At 70.1% G+C, this 20,217-nt stretch carries 21 protein-coding genes; 9 read left to right on the top strand and 12 right to left on the bottom strand.

All coding sequences use genetic code 11. The features are described 5' to 3' along the window. The first annotated feature begins 73 nt into the window (after positions 1–73). The 4 genes from EDF50_RS17020 to EDF50_RS07465 all read left to right on the top strand — a co-directional run bounded on the left by EDF50_RS17020 (position 74) and on the right by EDF50_RS07465 (position 3,838). The gene (locus tag EDF50_RS17020; protein ID WP_123518900.1) at positions 74–754 is read left to right on the top strand and encodes a DapH/DapD/GlmU-related protein; all 681 of its coding nucleotides are present in this window, start codon (positions 74–76) and stop codon (positions 752–754) included. Between the two features lie 102 nt (positions 755–856). Next, complete coding sequence (locus tag EDF50_RS07475) at positions 857–1,726, top strand: glycosyltransferase family 2 protein (RefSeq protein ID WP_123518899.1); 870 nt, start codon at positions 857–859, stop codon at positions 1,724–1,726. 40 nt (positions 1,727–1,766) lie between these two features. Continuing rightward, positions 1,767–2,885 carry a glycosyltransferase family 2 protein gene (locus EDF50_RS07470; protein WP_123518898.1) on the top strand — a complete coding sequence of 373 codons (1,119 nt, stop codon included), beginning with the start codon at positions 1,767–1,769 and terminating at the stop codon, positions 2,883–2,885. After that, complete coding sequence (locus EDF50_RS07465) at positions 2,882–3,838, top strand: glycosyltransferase family 2 protein (protein ID WP_123518897.1); 957 nt, start codon at positions 2,882–2,884, stop codon at positions 3,836–3,838. Before EDF50_RS07470 ends, EDF50_RS07465 begins: the two co-directional genes overlap by 4 nt. A gap of 37 nt (positions 3,839–3,875) precedes the next feature. Here the strand turns inward: EDF50_RS07465 and rfbA are convergent, their stop codons facing one another. Then, positions 3,876–4,739 (bottom strand): glucose-1-phosphate thymidylyltransferase RfbA, encoded by an 864-nt coding sequence (rfbA, locus tag EDF50_RS07460; RefSeq protein WP_123518896.1) that lies wholly within the window; start codon positions 4,737–4,739, stop codon positions 3,876–3,878. A 1-nt stretch (position 4,740) separates the two neighbouring features. Further along, complete coding sequence (locus EDF50_RS07455; RefSeq protein WP_123518895.1) at positions 4,741–5,352, bottom strand: dTDP-4-dehydrorhamnose 3,5-epimerase family protein; 612 nt, start codon at positions 5,350–5,352, stop codon at positions 4,741–4,743. Between the two features lie 132 nt (positions 5,353–5,484). On the opposite strand from EDF50_RS07455, the gene rfbB reads away from it, so the two are divergent. The 3 genes from rfbB to EDF50_RS07440 are packed head-to-tail and all read left to right on the top strand — an operon-like array spanning position 5,485 to position 8,472. After that, positions 5,485–6,468 carry a dTDP-glucose 4,6-dehydratase gene (rfbB, locus tag EDF50_RS07450; RefSeq protein ID WP_123518894.1) on the top strand — a complete coding sequence of 328 codons (984 nt, stop codon included), beginning with the start codon at positions 5,485–5,487 and terminating at the stop codon, positions 6,466–6,468. After that, on the top strand, positions 6,468–7,358 hold the full coding sequence (gene rfbD / locus EDF50_RS07445; protein ID WP_123518893.1) for a dTDP-4-dehydrorhamnose reductase: 891 nt from the start codon (positions 6,468–6,470) through the stop codon (positions 7,356–7,358). The genes rfbB and rfbD overlap by 1 nt, the downstream gene beginning before the upstream one ends. Beyond that, positions 7,333–8,472, top strand: coding sequence for a glycosyltransferase family 1 protein (locus EDF50_RS07440; protein ID WP_123518892.1), 1,140 nt, complete (start codon positions 7,333–7,335; stop codon positions 8,470–8,472). Before rfbD ends, EDF50_RS07440 begins: the two co-directional genes overlap by 26 nt. 116 nt (positions 8,473–8,588) lie before the next feature. On the opposite strand, the gene EDF50_RS07435 is transcribed toward EDF50_RS07440, so the two are convergent. The 7 genes from EDF50_RS07435 to EDF50_RS07405 form a co-directional block, all read right to left on the bottom strand. Further along, positions 8,589–9,932, bottom strand: coding sequence for an LCP family protein (locus EDF50_RS07435; RefSeq protein ID WP_123518891.1), 1,344 nt, complete (start codon positions 9,930–9,932; stop codon positions 8,589–8,591). Next, positions 9,929–10,465: a 5-(carboxyamino)imidazole ribonucleotide mutase gene (gene purE / locus EDF50_RS07430; protein WP_255410052.1), complete on the bottom strand. Its 537-nt coding sequence runs from the start codon at positions 10,463–10,465 to the stop codon at positions 9,929–9,931. The genes EDF50_RS07435 and purE overlap by 4 nt, the downstream gene beginning before the upstream one ends. A gap of 17 nt (positions 10,466–10,482) precedes the next feature. Continuing rightward, positions 10,483–11,622: a 5-(carboxyamino)imidazole ribonucleotide synthase gene (locus EDF50_RS07425; protein WP_123518890.1), complete on the bottom strand. Its 1,140-nt coding sequence runs from the start codon at positions 11,620–11,622 to the stop codon at positions 10,483–10,485. Beyond that, entirely contained in the window at positions 11,619–12,113 is a 495-nt protein-coding gene (locus EDF50_RS07420; protein WP_123518889.1) for a hypothetical protein, read from the bottom strand. Before EDF50_RS07420 ends, EDF50_RS07425 begins: the two co-directional genes overlap by 4 nt. 96 nt (positions 12,114–12,209) lie before the next feature. Continuing rightward, positions 12,210–13,514, bottom strand: coding sequence for a UDP-glucose/GDP-mannose dehydrogenase family protein (locus tag EDF50_RS07415; RefSeq protein WP_123518888.1), 1,305 nt, complete (start codon positions 13,512–13,514; stop codon positions 12,210–12,212). 28 nt (positions 13,515–13,542) lie between these two features. Further along, complete coding sequence (locus EDF50_RS07410; RefSeq protein ID WP_233570403.1) at positions 13,543–14,091, bottom strand: PH domain-containing protein; 549 nt, start codon at positions 14,089–14,091, stop codon at positions 13,543–13,545. A 4-nt stretch (positions 14,092–14,095) separates the two neighbouring features. After that, positions 14,096–14,875: a biotin--[acetyl-CoA-carboxylase] ligase gene (locus EDF50_RS07405; protein ID WP_123518886.1), complete on the bottom strand. Its 780-nt coding sequence runs from the start codon at positions 14,873–14,875 to the stop codon at positions 14,096–14,098. Between the two features lie 105 nt (positions 14,876–14,980). On the opposite strand from EDF50_RS07405, the gene EDF50_RS07400 reads away from it, so the two are divergent. Beyond that, positions 14,981–16,594, top strand: coding sequence for an acyl-CoA carboxylase subunit beta (locus EDF50_RS07400; protein WP_123519004.1), 1,614 nt, complete (start codon positions 14,981–14,983; stop codon positions 16,592–16,594). A 50-nt stretch (positions 16,595–16,644) separates the two neighbouring features. Further along, positions 16,645–16,869, top strand: coding sequence for an acyl-CoA carboxylase epsilon subunit (locus tag EDF50_RS07395; protein WP_123518885.1), 225 nt, complete (start codon positions 16,645–16,647; stop codon positions 16,867–16,869). A 282-nt stretch (positions 16,870–17,151) separates the two neighbouring features. Here EDF50_RS07395 and EDF50_RS07390 read toward each other — a convergent pair whose 3' ends face one another. From EDF50_RS07390 to EDF50_RS07380, 3 genes are read right to left on the bottom strand one after another with little or no spacing between them, the layout of a single operon-like run. Continuing rightward, the gene (locus EDF50_RS07390; RefSeq protein WP_123518884.1) at positions 17,152–18,198 is read right to left on the bottom strand and encodes a hypothetical protein; all 1,047 of its coding nucleotides are present in this window, start codon (positions 18,196–18,198) and stop codon (positions 17,152–17,154) included. Beyond that, positions 18,195–19,502 (bottom strand): sensor histidine kinase, encoded by a 1,308-nt coding sequence (locus tag EDF50_RS07385; protein ID WP_123518883.1) that lies wholly within the window; start codon positions 19,500–19,502, stop codon positions 18,195–18,197. The genes EDF50_RS07390 and EDF50_RS07385 overlap by 4 nt, the downstream gene beginning before the upstream one ends. Then, entirely contained in the window at positions 19,492–20,202 is a 711-nt protein-coding gene (locus EDF50_RS07380) for a response regulator transcription factor (protein WP_123519003.1), read from the bottom strand. Before EDF50_RS07380 ends, EDF50_RS07385 begins: the two co-directional genes overlap by 11 nt. Between the last annotated feature and the right edge of the window lie 15 nt (positions 20,203–20,217).

The following is a 20,217-nucleotide window of genomic DNA, read 5'->3' as shown; positions in this document are numbered from 1 at the left end:
TTGGACTTAGTCTGTTCGCAGACGACGAGCCGCCCCTCGATTCCGTCTCCGACCGTGAAACCGACAGGACTCCGTGAGCGACATACACCCCACCGCCGTGATCCGCGGCGACGTGACGATCGGCTCGCGGACGACGATCGGTCCCTTCGTGGTCCTCACGGGCCCCGTCCGGATCGGTGACGACAGCTGGCTCGGTGCCGGGGTCGTGATCGGCGCTCCTCCCGAGGTGCGCTCCTGGACGCACCCGCGGACGGACGACGACCCCGCGGGCGGAGGCGTCGTCATCGGCGATCGGGTCGTCCTGCGGGAGGGGGCCCAGGTGCATCACGGCTGGAAATCCGTGACGCAGGTGGACGACGACGCCTTCATCATGAACCAGTCGTACGTGGCCCACGACTGTCACGTGGGGTCGCGAGCGACGCTGGCCTCCAGCGTGCTGCTCGCCGGCCACGTCCAGGTCGAGCCCGACGCGAACCTCGGCATGGCCACCACCGTCCACCAGGGGCGTCGCATCGGCCGGGGCGCGATGGTGGGGATGTCCTCCGTCGTGACCCGCGACGTGCCACCGTTCGCGAAGGCGTACGGGTCCCCGGCGAGCCTGCACGGCGCCAACGTCGTGGGCATGCAGCGACAGGGCTACGACCCCGACGCAGTCGAACTCGTCACGCGGGCCTACGCGTCTCCCCGTCCCCTGCTCGACGAGCTCGTCCGCGACGACCGCCTGACCGACGCGTTCCGGTCCTGGTCGTCGTAGTCGGTCGGCTCGCGTCCGCGTGCCAGACTGGTGCCCCGAGTCGTCACTCCGGCCAGGCGTCGTCCCGGCGGACACGAGACGCCATCGACCCTCAGAGAAACCATGCCTAACGACCCCAGCCTCCCTTCAGCGCCGACCGTCGCGGTCGTCACGGTCAGCTACAACTCGGGTCGGTTCCTCGGCGAGTTCCTCGCCTCCGTGCCCGCGGCGACCGCGCACCCGGACGTCGTCCTGACGGTCGTCGCCGACAACGCATCCGCCGATCCCGACGCGGCTCGGCTCACCACCGAACGCGCCGGTGCGCGCTTCGTCGAGGTCGGACGAAACGCAGGTTACGGAGGCGCGGTGAACGTCGCCGTGGACGGTCTGCCGCCCAGCGTCCGGTACGTGCTCGTCTCCAACCCCGACGTGGTGTTGACCCCGGGGGCCCTCGACGTCCTCGTGGCGACGGCAGAGGCCGACCCGCGAATCGGCGCGGTCGGACCCGCGATCTGGGAGCCCACCGGCGAGTCCTATCCCTCGGCCCGCTCCCTGCCCTCCCTCCGCACCGGTCTCGGCCATGCCGTCTTCGCGGACGTCTGGCCCGGCAATCCCTGGACCCGTCGGTACCACGGTCCGGGCCCCGACCAGGGCGACCAGACCGTCGGGTGGCTCTCGGGCGCGTGTCTACTCGTCCGACGCGACGCCTTCGACCGACTCGGGGGTTTCGACACCTCGTTCTTCATGTACTTCGAGGACGTCGACCTCGGCTGGCGACTCGGCAGGGCCGGGCTCCGCAACGTGTACCAGCCGCGAGCCGACGTCACGCACGTCGGCGCCCACTCCACGCGGAACGAGTCGGTCGCGATGCGCCGTGAGCACCACCGCAGCGCTTATCGGTTCCTCTCGCGGAAGTACTCGGCCTGGTGGCTCTGGCCACTGCGGCTCGCCCTTCGCGTCGGGTTGAGCCTCCGCGCCCTTGTTCAGAGATGATGTCGGACGACCCGAACCGTCCCACGCCCGAGGAGACAGCATGAAACTGGCCGTGACCGCCATGGTCCGCGACGAGGCGGACGTCATCACCCAATGGGTCGAGTACCACCTGGCCCAGGGCGTGGACGTCATCATCGTGACCGACAACGCCTCGACGGACGGGACGACGGAGATCCTCGAGGCGTACGAGGCCGCCGGCTCGGTCGTGCTGCATCACGACCCCCGGCACGAGAAGCAACAGGGCGAGGTCGTCACGCGGATGGCTCGTGAGGCAGCCGCCGAACACGGGGCCGACTGGGTCGTGAACGCCGACGCCGACGAATTCGTCGTGCCCGTCGATCGTTCCCGGTCGCTGAAGGACGTCTTCTCGCTCATCGACCCCGGACTCGGGTCGTTCGGCGTGCGCGTCGTCAACCTCATCGGCCCCGTGGCCGAGTCGGGTGCCGGTTTCGAACGACTCGTCTGGCGCGACGAACGGACGAACGACGAACTCCGCACGGTGGGGGTGCTGGCGCAACCGACGACGAATGCCGTGCACGTCGGGGCCCCGGACGTCACGGTCGTCCAGGGCAACCACCTCGTGAGCATCGCCAGCCACGGTGCGCCGCCGCCGGAGCTGGCCCTCGAGGTCCTGCACCTCCCGTGGCGGTCCTGGCGGCAGTTCGAGCACAAGGTCGAGATGGCCGGCGCCGGCTACGAGGCCAGCCCGCACCTCCGTCCGAGTCCCAACCACCACGGCATGCGTGACTACGCGCGGCTCAAGAAGGGTGTGCTGCTGCCGTTCTACGCGGCTCGTCACCCCGTTCGGGACGAACTCGACGACGGCCCGTTCACGCTCGACCGGACCCTGCCCCAGTTCTTCGCGACCCACGGGATCTCAATCGGCGAGCCCGACGTCGAGTTCGGCGTCGAGCGTGCCCGTGAACTCGCGTCGTTCGGACGCCAGCAGGCGGAGAACACGGCCGAACTCGACAGGATGCGCGCCGAGATCGACCGGGTCACGACCGAGGCCGAGGCACGGGAGGCGGCCCTCCTCGCCCATCAGACAGACCTCACGGCCGAGATACGTCGTCTGCAGTCCACCCTGGACGCCACGAAGGCCCGGAAGGTCGTCCGTCTCACCGATGCCGTCGCGAGTCGACTGCGGCCGCGAGCGTGACCAGCCGTTCCCCCGCGTTCGGACCGGCCCGGGCCTCCGTGCGTCGGATCGTCCGGGGCCTGCGGCTCGAGGGGGTGTACGACCGTTCACTCGCCGGCGCCCGCCGGGTCAAGGCCATCCCTCGAGAACGTGCGTGGCAGCGCGTCGTCGGTCGATTCCTCACCGAGGGCATCGGGGTCGTCGGCACGGCCGAGTGGGCCAGGCCCGACGACGATGCGATTCCTGTCGTGGTCTGCCTCTGGAACAGGCCGGACCGCGCCGCCGAGGTGGCTCGGATGCTTCGTGCGCAGGCGACGACCCGTCCGATCCGCCTCCTGTTCTGGAACAACAACCCGGAGGACGCCGACACGTACCGTGCCGTGGCGCGAGACGGTGCGGGTGACAGCCTCGCGAGCATCGATCTGTACGACAGCCCGGTCAACATCGGTGGGCTCGCGCGATTCGTGGCCGCACGCCTGGCCGTGAACGGCGGCTATCGGGGTCCGATCGTCATGTTGGACGACGACCAGGACGTGTCGGTCGACTTCATCGACGAGCTCCTGGCCGATTACGGGCCCCGATCGATCGTGGCGTGGTGGGCCTTCAGCCAGCACGGTTCGTACTGGCGTCGAGCCGAGATCGAACCCGGCACAGCCGCCGATCACGCGGGAACAGGCGGAACGGTCTATGACTCCGAGCTCGTGACGGACGACCGGTTCTTCGCCCGGCTACCGCGACGCTTCGCGTTCCTCGAGGACCAATGGATGTCGTTCGTGGCACACCAGAAGTCCTGGCGGGTCGTCAAGGCCTCGACACACATCGAACTCGTGTCCGAAGAGCTCAACCAATACCACGGCTTGAAGCCCCTCAAGGACGAGTTCTTCCACGAGCAACGACGGCAGGGACGTGCATCCCTCTGGGGCCCACCCCGTGTCCGGGCGAGCTGGAGACGTGGTCGCATCCGCGACATCTGACGCACCGCAGCGGTGCCGACGTCAGGGGGGAACGGACTCAGGCCTGGAGCAACGCCTTGAGGTAGACGCCGTAGCCACTCTTGGCGAGCGGTGCCGCCAAGGCGGCCAGGTGCTCGTCGTCGATCCAGCCGTTGCGCCAGGCGATCTCTTCGATGCAGCCGATCTTGTGCCCTTGGCGGTCCTCGATGACACGGACGTACTCGGACGCCTGCATCATCGACTCGAACGTGCCGGTGTCGAGCCAGGCGGTGCCACGATCGAGCACCTGGACCTGCAGGTCGCCGGCTTCGAGGTAGCGCTCGTTGACGGTCGAGATCTCGAGCTCGCCGCGAGGGCTGGGCTCGATGGTCTTGGCGATCTCGACGATGCGGTTGTCATAGAAGTAGAGCCCCGGGACGGCGTAGTTGCTCTTGGGCACCGCGGGCTTCTCTTCGATGGAGACCGCCCTGAAGGCTTCGTCGAACTCGACCACGCCGTAGGCCTTGGGGTCCGAGACGTGGTACGCGAAGATGGTCGCGCCCTCGACGTCGGCGTTCTTCTTGAGGTTCGACCCGAGCCCCACGCCGTGGAAGATGTTGTCTCCGAGGACGAGCGCGACCGAGTCGTCGCCGATGAAGTCCTCACCGATGATGAAAGCCTGGGCGAGACCGTCCGGTGACGGCTGGACGGCGTACGCGATGCTCATGCCGAGTTGTGAGCCGTCGCCGAGCAGGGCGCGGAACTGGTCGTTGTACTCGGGGGTCGTGATGACCAGGACCTCGCGGATGCCCGCCATCATCAACGTCGACAAGGGGTAGTAGACCATCGGCTTGTCGTAGATCGGCATGAGCTGCTTCGAGATGCCCTTGGTGATGGGCCACAGGCGCGTGCCCGAACCCCCGGCGAGGATGATGCCCTTCACGTCAGACCGCCTTTCCGTCGAGGGACGCGTAGTACGTCCGCATGTCGTCCCACGTGGGGAGGAGCCCTGCCGACGCCGCCTCGGCGAGCGAGGGGGCCTCGGTGTCCTTCGGCGAGAGGAGCGGCTCGCCCGCCTCGGCCGGGAAGACGAGACCGATCTCGCCGTCCAGGGGGTCGATGCCGTGCTCACGCTCGGCGTTGAAGGTGTCGGTGACGAGATAACTCACGGTCGCGTCGTCCGTGAGGGCGACGAACGCGTGCCCCAGCCCCTCGGCGATGTAGATGGCACGACGGTCGGTGTCGTCGAGGAGGACGGTGTCCCACTGGCCGTAGGTCGGCGACCCCACACGGATGTCGATCACGTAGTCGAGCACGGCCCCGTGCGTCGCCGTGACGTACTTGGCCTGGCCGAGAGGCACGTCGGCGAAGTGGATGCCGCGGACGACGCCCCGCTTGGAGACCGACGTGTTCGCCTGTCGCAGGTCGATGGAATGCCCCACGACCTCGGCGAGCTTGTCGAAGCGGTACCACTCGAGGAACACCCCCCGGTCGTCACCGAACTGCTTCGGCGTGATCTCGTAGCTGTCTGGGATCTTCAGTTCGCGGATCTGCACCCGGGCATCCTACCGGCCCACCCGGTTCCGCACGTCTCCGAGCGGACACGGGCACGTCTCGGGCCAGCGGAGGCCGGAGGTGCCCTCCGCTACGATTGACCGACCGCCTGCGATCGACCCCAAGGGAACACTGTGAAAATCCTCGTCACCGGCGGAGCCGGCTTCATCGGCTCCAACTTCGTCCGCCGCACGCTCGAAGACGCCTACCCGGGCCTCGAAGGGGCCGAGGTCGTCGTCCTCGACGCGCTGACCTACTCGGGCAACGAGGCCAACCTGGCGAGCGTCGCCGGCTCCCCCCGTTACACGTTCGTCAAGGGCGACATCCGTGACGGCGCCCTGCTCGACACGCTCTTCCCCGAGGTCGACGCCGTCGTCCACTTCGCTGCGGAGTCGCACGTCGACCGCTCGGTCCGCGACGCGTCGATCTTCGTCGAGACCAACGTGCTCGGCACCCAGCAGCTGCTCGACGCCGCCCTCCGCAACGACCTGAAGCGTTTCGTGCACGTCTCGACCGACGAGGTCTACGGCTCGATCGCCGAGGGCTCGTGGGCCGAGGACCGCCCGCTCGAGCCGAACTCGCCCTACTCGGCCTCCAAGGCCGGCAGCGACCTGCTCGCCCGCAGCTACCACCGCACCCACGGCCTGAACGTGTCGATCACCCGCTGCAGCAACAACTACGGCCCGTACCATTTCCCCGAGAAGGTCATCCCGCTCTTCGTCACCAACCTGATCGACGACGTGCACGTCCCCCTCTACGGCGAGGGTGACAACATCCGTGACTGGCTGCACGTCGACGACCACACCCGCGGCATCGCCATGGTCCTCGTCGACGGGCGGGCGGGCGAGATCTACAACATCGGCGGCGGCACCGAACTCACCAACAAAGAGCTCACCGAGATGCTCCTCGAGGCCACCGGCAAGGACTGGTCGTACGTCGACCGCGTCCAGGACCGCCTCGGCCACGACCTGCGGTACTCCGTCGACATCTCGAAGATCCGTGACGAACTCGGCTACGAGCCCCAGGTCCCCTTCGAGGAGGGCCTCGCCGACGTGGTGCAGTGGTACCGCGACAACCGCGAATGGTGGCAGCCCCTCAAAGAGCGCGCCGCCCTCTGATGACCACCCCCCAGAACACCAAGTACCTGGTCACCGGGGCCCGGGGCATGCTCGGGACCGACCTGCTCGAAGCGCTCTTCGGGCGTGACGTCACGGTGCTCGGCCGTGCCGACCTCGACGTGACCGACCGGGACGCCGTTCTCGCCGCCGTCCAGGGACACGACGTCGTCATCAACGCGGCCGCGTACACCGCCGTCGACGCGGCCGAGTCCGACGAAGAGGCCGCACTGGCCGTGAACGGGACCGCAGCCGGTCTGCTGGCCGAAGCCACCGCCTCCGTCGGGGCGAAGCTCGTCCAGGTATCGACCGACTACGTCTTCGACGGCGACGCCACCGAGCCCTACCCCGAGGACGCCCCCATCGCCCCGGTGAGCGCCTACGGCCGCACCAAGGCTGAAGGCGAGCGGCTGGCCCTGGCGGCGAACCCGGCGGGCACCTACGTCGTGCGCACGGCCTGGCTCTACGGAGCGCACGGGGGCAATTTCGCGAAGACCATGGTCAAGCTCGCCGCCTCGCACGACACGGTGAAGGTGGTCGACGACCAACTCGGCCAGCCGACCTGGACGGCCGACCTCGCGACGCAGATCGTCGCGCTCCTCGACTCCGACGCCCCGGCGGGTGTGTACCACGGCACGAACTCGGGCAGCGCGAGCTGGTTCGAGTTCGCCCAGGCCGTCTTCGAGGAGGCCGGACTCGACGCTGCTAGGGTCGAGCCGACCGACAGCTCGTCGTTCGTGCGCCCTGCGCCTCGACCGAGCTACAGCGTCCTCGGCCACGACGCGTGGGGGCGAGCCGGATTGGTGCCCATGCGTCCGTGGAGAGAAGCGCTGGCCGAGGCCGCGAGCAGGGGAGTGTTGCAGAGCGATGACCACGCTGCGAGTAGTCGTTGACCAGATCCTCGCTCCCATCCCCGGGGGCATCGGGCGGTACACCGAAGAACTGACCCGCGCCCTCGTCGAGACCGCTCCGCGGGGGTGCGAGGTCGAGGGGGTCGTGGCGGCGCACCCGCAGTCCGACTACGACCGCCTGACGGACGCGCTGCCGGGCCTGTCACGTGTCGCCAAGTCGCCCCTCGGTCGTCGCGAGCTCGCCCTGGCGTGGCAAGGCGGCGTCCTCGGACTGCCCGGCCGTGGCATGGTCCACGCGACCAGCCTCTTCGCCCCGCTCTACCGCCACGACCGAGCACTCGACCCGGGTACGCAGACCGTGGTCACCATCCATGACACCGTCCCGTGGACCCACCCCGAGACCCTCACCCCTCGCGGTGTCCGCTGGCACAAGGCCATGACCAAGCGCGCCTTCAGGCACGCCGACGGCGTGGTGGTGCCGACCCACAGCGTGGCCCGCGAACTCGCCGACCTCTTCCCCTTCGGTGACCGCCTCCGCGTCATCGGCGGGGCCGTGAGCCCGAAGCTCGCCGTGCCCGCGGACGCCGACGAGGTCGCCGACTCCCTCGACCTGCCCGAGCGGTACGCGCTCAGCGTCGGCACGCTCGAGCCGCGCAAGGGACTCGAGCCGCTCATCCGGGCTCTCGCACACCCGGACGCCCCCGACCTGCCCTTGCTGATCGTCGGGCCCGAGGGGTGGGGAGACATCAAGGTGTCCGATCTGGTGGCCGCCGCCGGCCTGCCCGCCGACAAGGTCCGCACCATGGGCTTCGTGTCGGACGAACAGCTGGCGGTGCTGCTGCAGCGGGCGTCGGTCTTCGTGTTCCCCAGTCTCGCCGAGGGCTTCGGCCTTCCCGTCGTCGAGGCCTTCAGCCTGGGCACGCCGACCATCGTGTCGGACGCCCCGGCCCTCCTCGAGGTCGCTGCCGACGCGGCCGTCAGCGTCGCTCGTGACGACGCCGCCGGCTATCCCGAACGCCTTGCCCAGGCCATGTTCCAGGTCGTCACCGACGTCGAGCTGTCGACACGGCTCGGCATCGCCGGCATCGACCGTGCGCGGGCCTTCAGCTGGCGGGATTCGGCCGACAAGGTCTGGCAGCTGCACGCCGACCTCTGAGTCACCGGTCGCACCCTTCGGCGACGTGACGTCGCCGGAGAACCGAGCCGTGCCCCCTCGTCCTGCCGGCGGACACCGCCGTCGGCGGACCGCGCCACGGAGCCCGTGGCCGGTCGTCAGGGCGCGGTGGCCGACGTCGTGGCCTGGGCCACGGCGGCCCGCATCGCGTCGTAGTCGGGGTAGACGTTGTCGTAGGTCGGCGGAACGAGCTCGAGGCTCGTGATCTGCTGCGACTTGGCCTTCGCGGCCAGATCGACGAAGGCGGCCAGGGCCCCCTGCGGGATGTCGGTGTCGACGGTCTGCACGCCGGCCGCCGCGACGGCCTGGAACTTCGACAACACCGTCGCCGGCTGGAACTGCGAGAGCAACGCCTGCTGCACCTCGCGTTGGCGAGCCATGCGGTCGTAGTCGCTGGTGCCGTGCCGGGCCCTCGCGTACCAGAGGGCGTGGTAGCCGTCGAGCTTCTGCTCGCCGGGCTCGATCCAGCCGTCGACGTTGATCGGTTGCCCGTTACGGTCGACCCCCCCGTTGATCGGGATGCGCTGCTGCACGTCCGCCTGGATGCCACCGAGGGCGTCGATGAGGTCGACGAATCCCTGCATGTCGATCAGGGCGTAGTACTGCACCGTCAGGCCCGTGATGCCCTCGACGGCGTCACGCATGGCCTCGACCCCGGGGTTGCTGCCCTTCGACTCGGCGTCCGGGTAGAGGTCGGGGTGCTCTTCGCCGTAGGTGTACAGGAAGCTCACGAGACAGTCGTCGCCGCAGTCGTAGCCGTCGGGATAGTCGCCGTACAGGGGTGATCCCACGACGAAGGGAGCGTCGTAGAGGTTGCGCGGGATGCCCACGATCGTGGTCGCGCCGGTCTCGGCGTCGATGCTCGCCACCGAGATGCTGTCGGGGCGCAGCCCCGTGCGGTCGGCACCGGCGTCGCCGCCGAGCAACATGATGTTGTAGCGACCGTCGACAGGAGGCGCGGCGTCGGCACGCGAGGTGAACAGACTGTTGAGCAGACCGTGCTGCACGCCGGCGAGGTAGGCCCCGTAGGCGGCGGGCCCGACGGTCACCACCATCAGAAGCACCAGGGCTCCGGCGAGGAGACCCCGGGCCGAGGGGGCCGCCCGGACGATCCGGGCCAGCCGCAGCGTGTCGACCGTCAACACCACCCACAGCACCGCGTAGTAGGCGAGGAAGATCTGGACCACGGTCAGGGCGACGACGTTGGTCGCGATCTCGATCAGTGGCGAGCGGAAGGTGAACGCCAGGACGATGACGACGACCGCGACCGCCCAGAAGACGAGGGTGGAGGCGAGGCCCCACCGGCCGAGTCGCCGGCTACCGGCGAGCACCTGGGCCGACCCCGGCACGATCACGTTGAGCAGGACGAGCACCCAGGCACGCTTCGTCATGAAGGGCTCGGAGGTGACGTCCGGGTGACGGACGGGCAGCGAGGTGCTCACAGCGATCGACGCAGGTCGGCGTTCTTCTGTTCGACCAGCTCGGCGAGGGACTCGGCGTGGCGGGCCAACCGCTCGGCGATCACCGGGTCGTGCGCTCCGATGATGCGGGCCGCGAGCAGACCGGCGTTGACGGCGCCGCCGATCGAGACCGTGGCGACGGGGATGCCGGCCGGCATCTGCACGATCGAGAGCAACGAGTCCAGGCCGTCGAGCTTCGCCAGGGCGACCGGCACACCGACCACGGGGAGGGTCGTGACCGACGCGATCATGCCGGGCAGATGCGCCGCTCCCCCGGCCCCGGCGATGACGACCGACAGCCCGCGACCGGCGGCCTCGCGACCGAAGGCGATCATCTTGTCGGGCGTCCGGTGGGCCGAGACGACCTCGACCTCGTGCGGGATGCCCAGCTCGGACAGGATGGTCGACGCACCCTGCATGGTGGGCCAGTCGCTGTCGGAGCCCATGACGATGGCGACCTTCGCGGGTACGGCGGGGTCGTTCGGGCGCACGTCGGTGCTCTTCGGGTCGGACACGGACTAGAGGATAGCTGTCAGTCGCTGAAGAACTCGACAGCGGCGCGCGCCCGGAAGACGGCCTCGTCGAGGTCGTCACCGACCACCGTGACGTGCCCGACCTTGCGACCCGGCCGGGGGTCCTTGCCGTAGTCGTGCACCTTGACCGCCGGCTGGTCGGCCATGAGAGCGGGGAGGCGGTCGGCCATCGACCCCGTCGCCGGCCCGCCGAGCACGTTCAGCATGACGCTCCAGGGACGGTGGCAGTCCGTGTCGCCGAGGGGCAGGTCGAGCACGGCCCGGAGGTGCTGCTCGAACTGGCTCGTCGTGGAGCCGTCGATCGTCCAGTGCCCGGTGTTGTGGGGCCGCATCGCGAGTTCGTTGATCAGCAGGCGCTCGTCGGTCGTCTCGAAGAGCTCGACGGCGAGGACACCGGTGACGCCGAGGCGTTCGGCGACCGTCCGGGCGATCTCGTCGGCCGCGTCCGCCAGACGACCGGCGCTCGACGGCGCCGGGGCGAAGACCTCGGAGCACACCCCGTCCCGTTGGACGGTCTCGACGAGGGGCCAGGGGACGATGTCGCCGCTCGGCCGCCGGGCCACGAGCTGCGACAGTTCGCGCCGGAACGAGACGAGCTCTTCGACGAGGAGCGCGCCTCCGTTGCCGTCCTCGGCCAGGGCACCGAACCAGTCGTCGGCGTCGTGGGCCGCCGAGACCACCCGCACGCCCTTGCCGTCGTAGCCCCCACGCGCCGTCTTGACGACCGCGCGACCACCGTGATCGGCCAGGAAGGCCTCGAGCTCGGCGGTGTCACGGACGGCGGCCCAGTCGGGAACGGGCAGACCGAGCTCGGAGAGCTTCTGACGCATCACGATCTTGTCCTGCGCGACGGCCAGCGCGGACGGCCCGGGGTGCACGCGCACGCCTGCGTCGACGAGGGCGGCGAGGACGTGCTGGGGAACGTGCTCGTGGTCGAAGGTGACCACGTCGACCGTGCGGGCGAAGTCGAGGACGACGTCGACGTCGTGGTAGTCGCCCACCCGGGTCGCGGCCAACCGGGCCGAACTGCCCTCGGCCTCGGCGAGGACGCTGATCTCGATGCCGAGGTGGACGGCGGGCGGGATCATCATGCGGGCGAGCTGGCCACCACCGACCACGCCGACGCGAAGAGCCGTCATCGGACGACCGTCCCGCTCAGCTGCGGCGAGTCGGGAGTACCACCGACTGCGCACCGGTAGGTGACGTTGGCGACACCGACGTCGCCGCCGGTGTAGAGCCCGGCGACGTCGATCGTGCGCCCCCCGGAGCCCTGGACGAGGATCTGCGACGAGCGGTCGTTCCAGGTGTAATCCGCACCCTGCGACCTCGCGGCCTCGTTCCGGCAGGCGTCGTAGGCACGGGTGTCGGTCCAGCCGTCGGCTTGGTCGGCCGGGACGGGGACCGGGGTCTCGACGGTGCCGACAGGGTCGTCGGCCGACTCGGTGGGGGCCATGGGGGTGGTGGGGGCGGTCGCCCCGGCCCCCGTGTCGGGCGCCGGGGGCGACGCGGTCGACGTCGGGCTGAAGCTCGACACCGTCGGCGACGGATCGTCGTCGCCGCTCGTGCACGCGGAGAGGGTGAGGGCGAGGACCCCGGCGGTGAGCACGGTGATGAGAGCCCGGTTCGTCATGCGGTCATCGTATCGGTGACGCTCGCTCGATCGACCCGGACGTGCCGAAGGAGGCGCGCCCCGGCCACCCGGCGTCCGCGTCGGCGGGTCGTCCGCCTACGGCCGCCCCAGCGCCCGGAACTCGAAGCCCGCCTCGCGCCACTCGGCGGGGTCGAACACGTTGCGGGCGTCGATGATCCGCCGCTCGGAGACCAGCTCGGCGACGTCGGCCGGACGGAGCGCCTTGAACTGCTTCCACTCGGTGAGGACGAGCACGAGGTCGGCGTCACGGAGGGCCGTCGGGACGTCGTCGACGTAGGTGAGGTCGGGCGCCAGTCGAGAGGCGGTCTCGTTGGCCTCGGGGTCGTGCACCACCACGTCGGCTCCGGCGGCGCGCAGTCGGCGCGCGACGTCCAGTGCGGGCGAGTCACGGACGTCGTCGCTGTCGGGCTTGAACGCCACACCCAGCACGGCGACACGCGCCCCGCGCACCTCGCCGAGCATCTCGCCCGCGAGGTCGACGACACGATCACGGCGGCGCAGGTTGACGGCGTCGACGTCGGCGAGGAAGTCGAGGGATTCGAGGCCCAACTCGCGCGAGCGAGCCCGGAAGGCCCTGATGTCTTTCGGCAGGCAGCCGCCGCCGAAGCCCAGGCCGGCGTTGAGGAACCGCCGACCGATGCGGGCGTCGTGCCCGATGGCGTCGGCGAGCTGCGTCACGTCGGCGCCGGTCGCCTCGGCGATCTCGGCCATCGCGTTGATGAACGAGATCTTCGTGGCGAGGAACGCGTTGGCCGAGACCTTCACCAGTTCGGCCGTCGCGTAGCCGGTCACGAGGCGGGGCGTACCCGTGGCGAGCGCGGTCGCGTAGACCTCGTCGAGGACGGCCGTCGCCTTGTCGCCGGCGTCGCCGGACGGCACGCCGTAGACGAAACGGTCGGGCGCGACGGTGTCGGCCACGGCGAATCCCTCGCGCAGGAACTCGGGGTTCCAGGCGAGGTCGGCCCCGGAGGAGGCGCGGACCAGGTCGGCGAGTCGACCCGCGGTGCCGACCGGCACGGTGGACTTGCCCACCACGAGGTCGCCGTCGGCGAGGTGGGGCAGCAGACCCTGGACCGCCGCGTCGACGTAGGTCAGGTCGGCCGCGTCGCTGCCCGCGGTCTGGGGGGTGCCCACGGCGACGAAGTGCACCTGCGACCCCGCGGCGTCGGCCGGATCGGTCGAGAACCGCAGTCGCCCCGAGTCGAGGGCCCGACGGAGCGCCTCGGGCAGACCGGGTTCGAAGAACGGCGCGTGACCCGACGAGAGCATCGCGATCTTGCGCGGATCGACGTCGATGCCGACCACCTCGTGCCCGAGGTCGGCCATGCACGCGGCGTGCACGGCTCCGAGGTAACCGCAACCGATGACAGAGATTCGCATTGTAATATCCTATATCACGCGCGCCGGGTCAGACGACCCGGTCGTCGCCCCATGAGGTGGTGTCGGCGTGTCCGACGGACTGCTCGTGCTGGCGACGCTGCGCCACGCTGTTGAGATTCGACTCCATCAGATCGTGCAGGGTCGATTGGACGAGATCGGCCGTCGGGACGTCCCAGAGGACGAGTGGGCGGTCGAGACCGGTGTTGATGAGGACGTCGCCGCTGCGGAACGCGCTCTGGATCGAGTTCTTGCGCACCGTCAGGTCGTAGCCGCGGCTGTGCAGCAGTTCTTGGCGGGTGCGGACGAACAGCCCCCTGCGGACGACGAGGCGCCGCGAGGTGACGACGTAGCGCTTGCCGAGCCAGGACAGGACGGGGATCAGCCAGAGCAGCACGATCAGGGCCACGGCCGCCCCCAGCACGACGTAGTTCTGCCAGTCCACGTCGAAGCGACCACCGAAGTACCCGGTCGCCGCGCAGATGCCGACGAGGGCGAGGGACGGCCAGAACAGGACGCGGGCGTGAGGACGCAAGCGCGCGACGACGTACTCGGTCGGCTGCGGTCCATCGGTGCTCACAGGCTCATTCATACCGCAGATGCGTGACGTCACCCGAAGCCACGGCTGTCAGCCCGCCCGTCGACGCCGAACGGACCACCAGCCGACCCGCCTCGTCGACGTCCACCGCCTCGCCGACCAGGGCCGCGCCTCCGGGGAGTTCGACGCGGACGTCGCGGCCGAGGGTCGCGCAGTCCGCCCGGACCAGGGCCAGGGCACCACTCGCCGCCGCGTCGCCCCCGGCGCCGGTGAGGTCCCGGACGAGCCGGGCCAGGCCCGAGACCCAGGACGACGACACGGAGTCGGCGAGCTCGAGCGCCGTACCTCGCGCGCCGTGCAGGCCGAGCGACGTCGAGGTCGAGGTGGGCAGGTCGTCGACGGGCACCGTCAGGTTGACCCCGGCGCCGACGACCACGGCACTCGCGTCGGACCGCAGCTCGGCGAGCAGGCCGCAGACCTTGTCGCCGTCGACCTGGACGTCGTTGGGCCACTTCAGCGTGACGTCACCGCTCTCGACCACGCCCCGGACGGAGGCGCGCATCGCGACCCCGGCGAGGAGCGGTACCCAGCCCAGGGAGTCGACCGGCAGGTCGCCGCGGTGCAGGAGAACGCTCACCGCGAGGGACCGACCGGGCGCGGTCACCCACCGTCTGTCGAGTCGTCCCCGACCGGCGGACTGGTCGAGCGTGAGCCAGGTGGCCAGGTGCGGCTCGTCGACGGCGGCCAGCAGGTCGGCGTTGGTCGACCCCGTGGACTCGAGCACCGCGACACGGGGGCTGACGGCCGAGGTCAAGGGGAAGTCCATCGGCCCAGCCTAGGGGCCGAGTTGACGAGTCCTACGACGTCCGAGGTCGTCCACGCGTGGAAACCTCCAACGGCGGGCCGCGGGCCGGTCAGTAGAGTGAAGCGCGTGACTCCTGACTCCGCGCCCCTCACCGACGCCGCGCCCGACCTGCACACCACCGCGGGCAAGCTCGCCGACCTCAAGGCCCGCTATCACGAGGCCGTCACGGCCAGCGGCGAGGCCGCGATCGCCAAGCAGCACGCCAAGGGCAAGAAGACGGCCCGCGAGCGCATCGACGAGCTCCTCGACCCGGGCTCGTTCGTCGAGCTCGACGAGTTCGTGCGCCACCGCACGCACGCCTTCGGCATGGAGGCCAAACGTCCCTACGGTGACGCGGTCGTCACCGGCACGGGCACGATCCACGGCCGTCAGGTGGCCGTCTACTCGCAGGACTTCACGATCTTCGGGGGCTCGCTCGGCGAGGTCGCCGGCGAGAAGATCATCAAGGTCATGGAGCTCGCACTGAGGACCGGGGTGCCCATCATCGGCATCCTCGACTCGGGTGGTGCCCGCATCCAGGAAGGCGTCGTCGCCCTCGGCAAGTACGGCGAGATCTTCCGGCTGAACACGGCCGCCTCGGGTGTCATCCCCCAGATCTCACTGATCATGGGACCGGCGGCCGGAGGCGCGGTGTACTCCCCCGCGCTGACCGACTTCGTGATCATGGTCGACAAGACGAGCCACATGTTCGTCACCGGACCGGACGTCATCAAGACCGTCACGGGCGAGGACGTCGGCTTCGAGGAACTCGGCGGGGCCCTGACCCACAACAAGGTCTCGGGCGTCTCGCACTACCTGGCGAGCGACGAGGACGACGCCCTCGACTACGCCCGCACGCTGCTGTCGTACCTGCCCGACAACAACCTCGCCGACCCGCACGTCTTCGACGTCCCGGTCGAACTCGAGACCACCGACCACGACCGCCAGCTGAACACCCTGATCCCCGACAGCCCGAATCAGCCCTACGACGTGATGACGGTCATCGAGCACGTCGTCGACGACGGAGACTTCCTCGAGGTCCAGCCGCTCTTCGCGCCCAACATCGTCGTGGGCTTCGGCCGGGTCGAGGGTCGGCCGGTCGGCGTCATCGCCAACCAACCGTCGGCCATGGCCGGCACGCTGAACATCGAGGCCGGCGAGAAGGCCAGCCGTTTCGTGCGTTTCTGCGACGCGTTCAACATCCCGATCCTCACGCTCGTCGACGTGCCCGGCTACCTGCCCGGTACCGACCAGGAGTGGACGGGCGTCATCCGTCGCGGCGCCAAGCTGCTGTACGCCTACGCCGAGGCAACCGTCCCGCTCGTGACGGTCATCACGCGCAAGGCCTACGGCGGCGCCTACATCGTCATGGGGTCCAAGCAGCTGGGTGCCGACATCAACCTCGCCTGGCCGACGGCCGAGATCGCCGTCATGGGCGGTCAGGGCGCCGTCAACATCCTCTACCGCAACGAGATCAAGGCGGCTGCGGAGGCCGGCGAGGACGTCGCAGCCGTTCGCACGCGACTCGCGAACGAGTACACGTACAACGTCGCGAGCCCCTTCCTCGCCGCCGAACGCGGTGAACTCGACGGTGTCATCGAACCCGCGGCGACCCGGGTCGCCGTGATCAAGGCACTCCGCGCCCTGAAGACGAAACGGGCGACGTTGCCGCCGAAGAAGCACGGGAACATCCCCCTGTGAGCGGGCGCCACGCAGCCGCGTCATCCGACGCGACGGACGCTCCCCACGACATGGTCGAACCGACGGCCGCTCCCTTGTTGCGGGTCGTCGCGGGAGCCCCGACCTCCGACGAGCTGGCGGCGGTGACGGCGCTGCTCGCCGCGGTCGAGGCGGGCCGTGCCGAGTCGGCAGGGACGACGTCCCGCCCCACCTCGTCGGCCTGGACCCGTTCGGCCCGAGCACCTCGTCCGATGGTCGTCGCGGGAGACGGCCAGTGGCGCGGTTTCGCAGGCTGACGCGCCTCGAACAGGGGTAGACGAGGTGATCCTCCCCCGCCTGTCCCCCTAAATGACGACTGCACGCACGTCGTCGACGAGTCATAGTTGCTGATGCTAGGTGTCTCTCTCAGAGTCACACCACCGCGCAGGAGCCGACTAGGGTAAGCGGGCTCTTGCCGGGGGGAGTCAGGGCGACATTCGGGTTGCCGCCCTGACTCAGGGTCTGGAAAGGGCCGGACGATCGTCCGGCCCTTTCTCCGTTCCTGCCGGGCTCGTCGGCTCCGACGCTCCTACGAGCCCTCAGGGCGCCGAGCGCGGGATCTGCAACCAGAGCTGGACTTCGTCGTCGTCCTCGTCCTCGTCCGCGTCGGCCGAGACACCTCGGCCGAGTGCACTCGACGACAGGTCGGCCGAGCCGAGCCCGACGACCGTGACCGCGTCGTCACCGCCGCCCTGGACCGTGCGGATGACGATGCGGTCGGCTACCGAGCCACGCAGGGCTGCCGCCAGCACGGCGTGGACCCGGCGCAGGTCCGCCGGCCCGAGGTCGTCGATGCCTCCCTCGTCGAGCAGGCTGACCACGGCTCCGCGCCGGCGCGCGGCCATGACCTCGTGACGCACGTCGTCGTCGAGGAGGCGGCGCCCCCGGATCTCGTCTCGGATCGCACCCTCGAGGTTCAGGCACTCTTGTCGTTCGGCCGAGGTCAGGTCGCCGTGCCGCCGGACGATGGTCTGCAACATCGGGCGCGCCGTCCGACCCGTCTGCAGCAGGCGGTACTGACGCTCGTTCACGTGGGCTTCCTGGGCGGCCTGCCAGTCCGCCGCCTCGTGCTCGGCGAGGATGAACTCACGCGTCTCGCGCCCGGCGCGGGTGAGGGTGCTCGACATGGCGTGGCTGAAGGCCACCCAGACCACGCTCCCGACGATGCCGAGGTCGGCGATCTCGGCGGGGCCGGCCCACACGAGGCCGTGCACCGCCATGAATCCGACACCGAGCCAGGCGAACCCCTGTCGCCGACGCGTCGACACGATGACCATCAGCGTGCCCACCGCCGCGACGTACCAGGTCGCGTAGCCGTTCTTGACCGAGGGATCGAGCTGCGAGGTGACGACGAGAGGGATGACGATGCTGACCGCCAACGCGAACGAGGCCATCCAGACGGGCATGATGACGTGGCCACCGGGCCACAGCACCGTGACGGTGGCGGCCGAGTAGAGCACCATGCAGGCGACGACGGGCATCGGGTCGGCGAAGCGGTCAAGGGACGCGGCCGCCAGGACCAGGTGGTAGGCCGAGAAGACCGCGGCCAGCGAGACGATCAGCCATCGAGGCACGGAGACCCTCATGCGGAGCCCTCCGGAGCACCCGTCTCGCCGGCGGGGCCGGGCGAGAGGTCGGCCCTCGGGTCTGCATCCGGGAGAACGTCGACGGGCCACCGCAGGCGCACCACGGTGCCGCTCCCCGGAGCCGAGTCGATGGTCGCCAACCCCCCGGCGTTGTTGAGTCTCTCGTGGATCGACACGCGGACCCCGAGGCGCTCCGTCGGTACGGACGCCGGCTCGAACCCCCTGCCCGTGTCACCGACCTCGACGGTCGTCATGCCCCCGGCGTCACGGACGATGGCGACCCACCGCTCGACACCGGGCCCGTCGCCCGCGTGCTGTGAACTGTTGACGAGAGCCTGCACCGTCGCCGAGTAGAGCGCCTCGGCGGCGTTGGACGGGATGCCCTCGCCCTCGATCGGTCCCCGCCGCACCGCCACCACGACCCCCAGGTCGGCCACGGCGGCCTCGATGCGGTCCACCACGCTCACGAGCGTGGTGTCCGACTCGTCGAACGGCGTGGTGCTCGCCGCGGCCGAGAGGTGGGACATCGCGTTCCGGGCCATGTTGGTCGAGAGCTCGCGTTCGTCGGGCGACCACGCCCGGGCCGCCTGGATGAAGGTCGTGAGGACGCTGTCGTGGACGATGGCGTCGACCTCGACCCGCTCGAGCTCGGTGGCGTGCTCGCGGATGGCCTCGGAGTACCGTGCGACGGCGGTCGCCTGGGCCTGATCGACGTTCGCGGCCGCCTGGCGCAGGATCACCACGAGGATCAACACGGCGCCGCCGAGCAGGATCGCGTACACCGAGTCGAGGGTCGCGCGCTGCGGCGAGACCGCGCCGCCCGACGGTGTCAGACGGATGAAGCCGTAGACGGCGGGCGCGACGAAGAGGTACCCGGTGGCGATCCAGGTGGAGAACGCCGAGGCCGCGGACGCCGTGGCGACCGTGCACAGGTACCACAGCCACGGAACGCTCGACTGGACCTGGCTCGGGTCGTCGACGGCGAGAGGCCAGGTGACCAGGGCGATCAGGTACGCGATCGCGACGAACGACTCGACCGTCGTCACGCCTCGCTGCACGAGGCTCGCCACGGCGAGCGCGAAGAACCCGCCGAACATCGCCACGCCGATGACCCAGGCCCAGGCGAGCTGCATGCTGCCGACCTGGCCGATCATGCCCGGGAGCGCTTGCAGGCCGAAGACCAGCCCGGCCGCCGCGATGATGCGCCCCAGCACCTTGTCGAGCAGGGCGCGGCTGATCGGGTTGCGCGGGGGCCGGAGCGCCGCGAGGGGGTTCGGGGGGCTCAGCCGACCCTCACCGGCCATCGCCGCCGTCCGCGTCGAGACCCGGGAGGATGCCGTCCTCGACGGCACGACGCAGCAGGTCGACCTTGGTGGGTGCCGGACGGCCGACCTCGACGTACTTGACACGGATCCGGTCGAGATACTCGCGAGCCGTCGAGTAACCGATGCCGAGCTGCTGGGCCGCGAGCTTCAACGGCAGGCCGGAGGCGTAGAGGTGCAGGATCTCGCGTTCACGTCGGCCGAGTTGGGCCTTGGCGAAGTCGCGGTCGGCGTCGATCGCGCTCGCCCATTCGAGGTTGTTGAGCACGTCCCCCCGCGCGACCGTGGCGACGGCGGCCATGACGGTCTTGGTGGCGGAGGATTTCGGGATGACCCCGGCCGCCCCCGCGGCGAGCGCCTCGCGCACCGACGCCACCCGGTCGGCGATGCTGTGGACGAGGACCGCCGACCCCGTCGCCTGGACGCGCTTGACGTTCTCGGTGACGGTCGATCCGTCGCCGAGCGACAGGTCGAGCACGACGACGTCGACCTCGCGGCCGGCGAGGTTCTCGACGAACTCCTGCACGCCGGCCGCGGTGAGGATCACCTCGAAGCCCTCGTTCTGGCAGGCGGCCTGGATGCCGAGCCGCACCGACTCGTGGTCGTCGACGACGGCGACCCGCACGGGCGCGGTCGGGCGGGCGGGAGTGGGGGTCTCGGTCGTGAGGTCTGACACGGTGATCCTTCGGTCGGCGTG

The sequence above is a fragment of the Frigoribacterium sp. PhB24 genome, assembly GCF_003755185.1.
In the GTDB taxonomy this organism is placed as follows: domain Bacteria; phylum Actinomycetota; class Actinomycetes; order Actinomycetales; family Microbacteriaceae; genus Frigoribacterium.
The sequence above is the reverse complement of the archived record's forward strand: the minus strand, read 5'-3'. Positions and strand labels throughout refer to the sequence as shown.

What these genes read in the sequence shown, in the direction of transcription:
- rfbD (WP_123518893.1), top strand. Translation starts at nt 6,468, where the DNA reads ATGACCACCCCCCAGAACACCAAGTACCTGGTCACCGGGGCCCGGGGC.
- EDF50_RS07440 (WP_123518892.1), top strand. Translation starts at nt 7,333, where the DNA reads ATGACCACGCTGCGAGTAGTCGTTGACCAGATCCTCGCTCCCATCCCC.
- EDF50_RS07415 (WP_123518888.1), bottom strand. Translation starts at nt 13,514, where the DNA reads ATGCGAATCTCTGTCATCGGTTGCGGTTACCTCGGAGCCGTGCACGCC.
- EDF50_RS07390 (WP_123518884.1), bottom strand. Translation starts at nt 18,198, where the DNA reads ATGAGGGTCTCCGTGCCTCGATGGCTGATCGTCTCGCTGGCCGCGGTC.
- EDF50_RS07385 (WP_123518883.1), bottom strand. Translation starts at nt 19,502, where the DNA reads ATGGCCGGTGAGGGTCGGCTGAGCCCCCCGAACCCCCTCGCGGCGCTC.
- EDF50_RS07425 (WP_123518890.1), bottom strand. Translation starts at nt 11,622, where the DNA reads ATGACGGCTCTTCGCGTCGGCGTGGTCGGTGGTGGCCAGCTCGCCCGC.
- EDF50_RS07405 (WP_123518886.1), bottom strand. Translation starts at nt 14,875, where the DNA reads ATGGACTTCCCCTTGACCTCGGCCGTCAGCCCCCGTGTCGCGGTGCTC.
- EDF50_RS07420 (WP_123518889.1), bottom strand. Translation starts at nt 12,113, where the DNA reads ATGACGAACCGGGCTCTCATCACCGTGCTCACCGCCGGGGTCCTCGCC.
- EDF50_RS07470 (WP_123518898.1), top strand. Translation starts at nt 1,767, where the DNA reads ATGAAACTGGCCGTGACCGCCATGGTCCGCGACGAGGCGGACGTCATC.
- EDF50_RS07395 (WP_123518885.1), top strand. Translation starts at nt 16,645, where the DNA reads ATGGTCGAACCGACGGCCGCTCCCTTGTTGCGGGTCGTCGCGGGAGCC.
- EDF50_RS07475 (WP_123518899.1), top strand. Translation starts at nt 857, where the DNA reads ATGCCTAACGACCCCAGCCTCCCTTCAGCGCCGACCGTCGCGGTCGTC.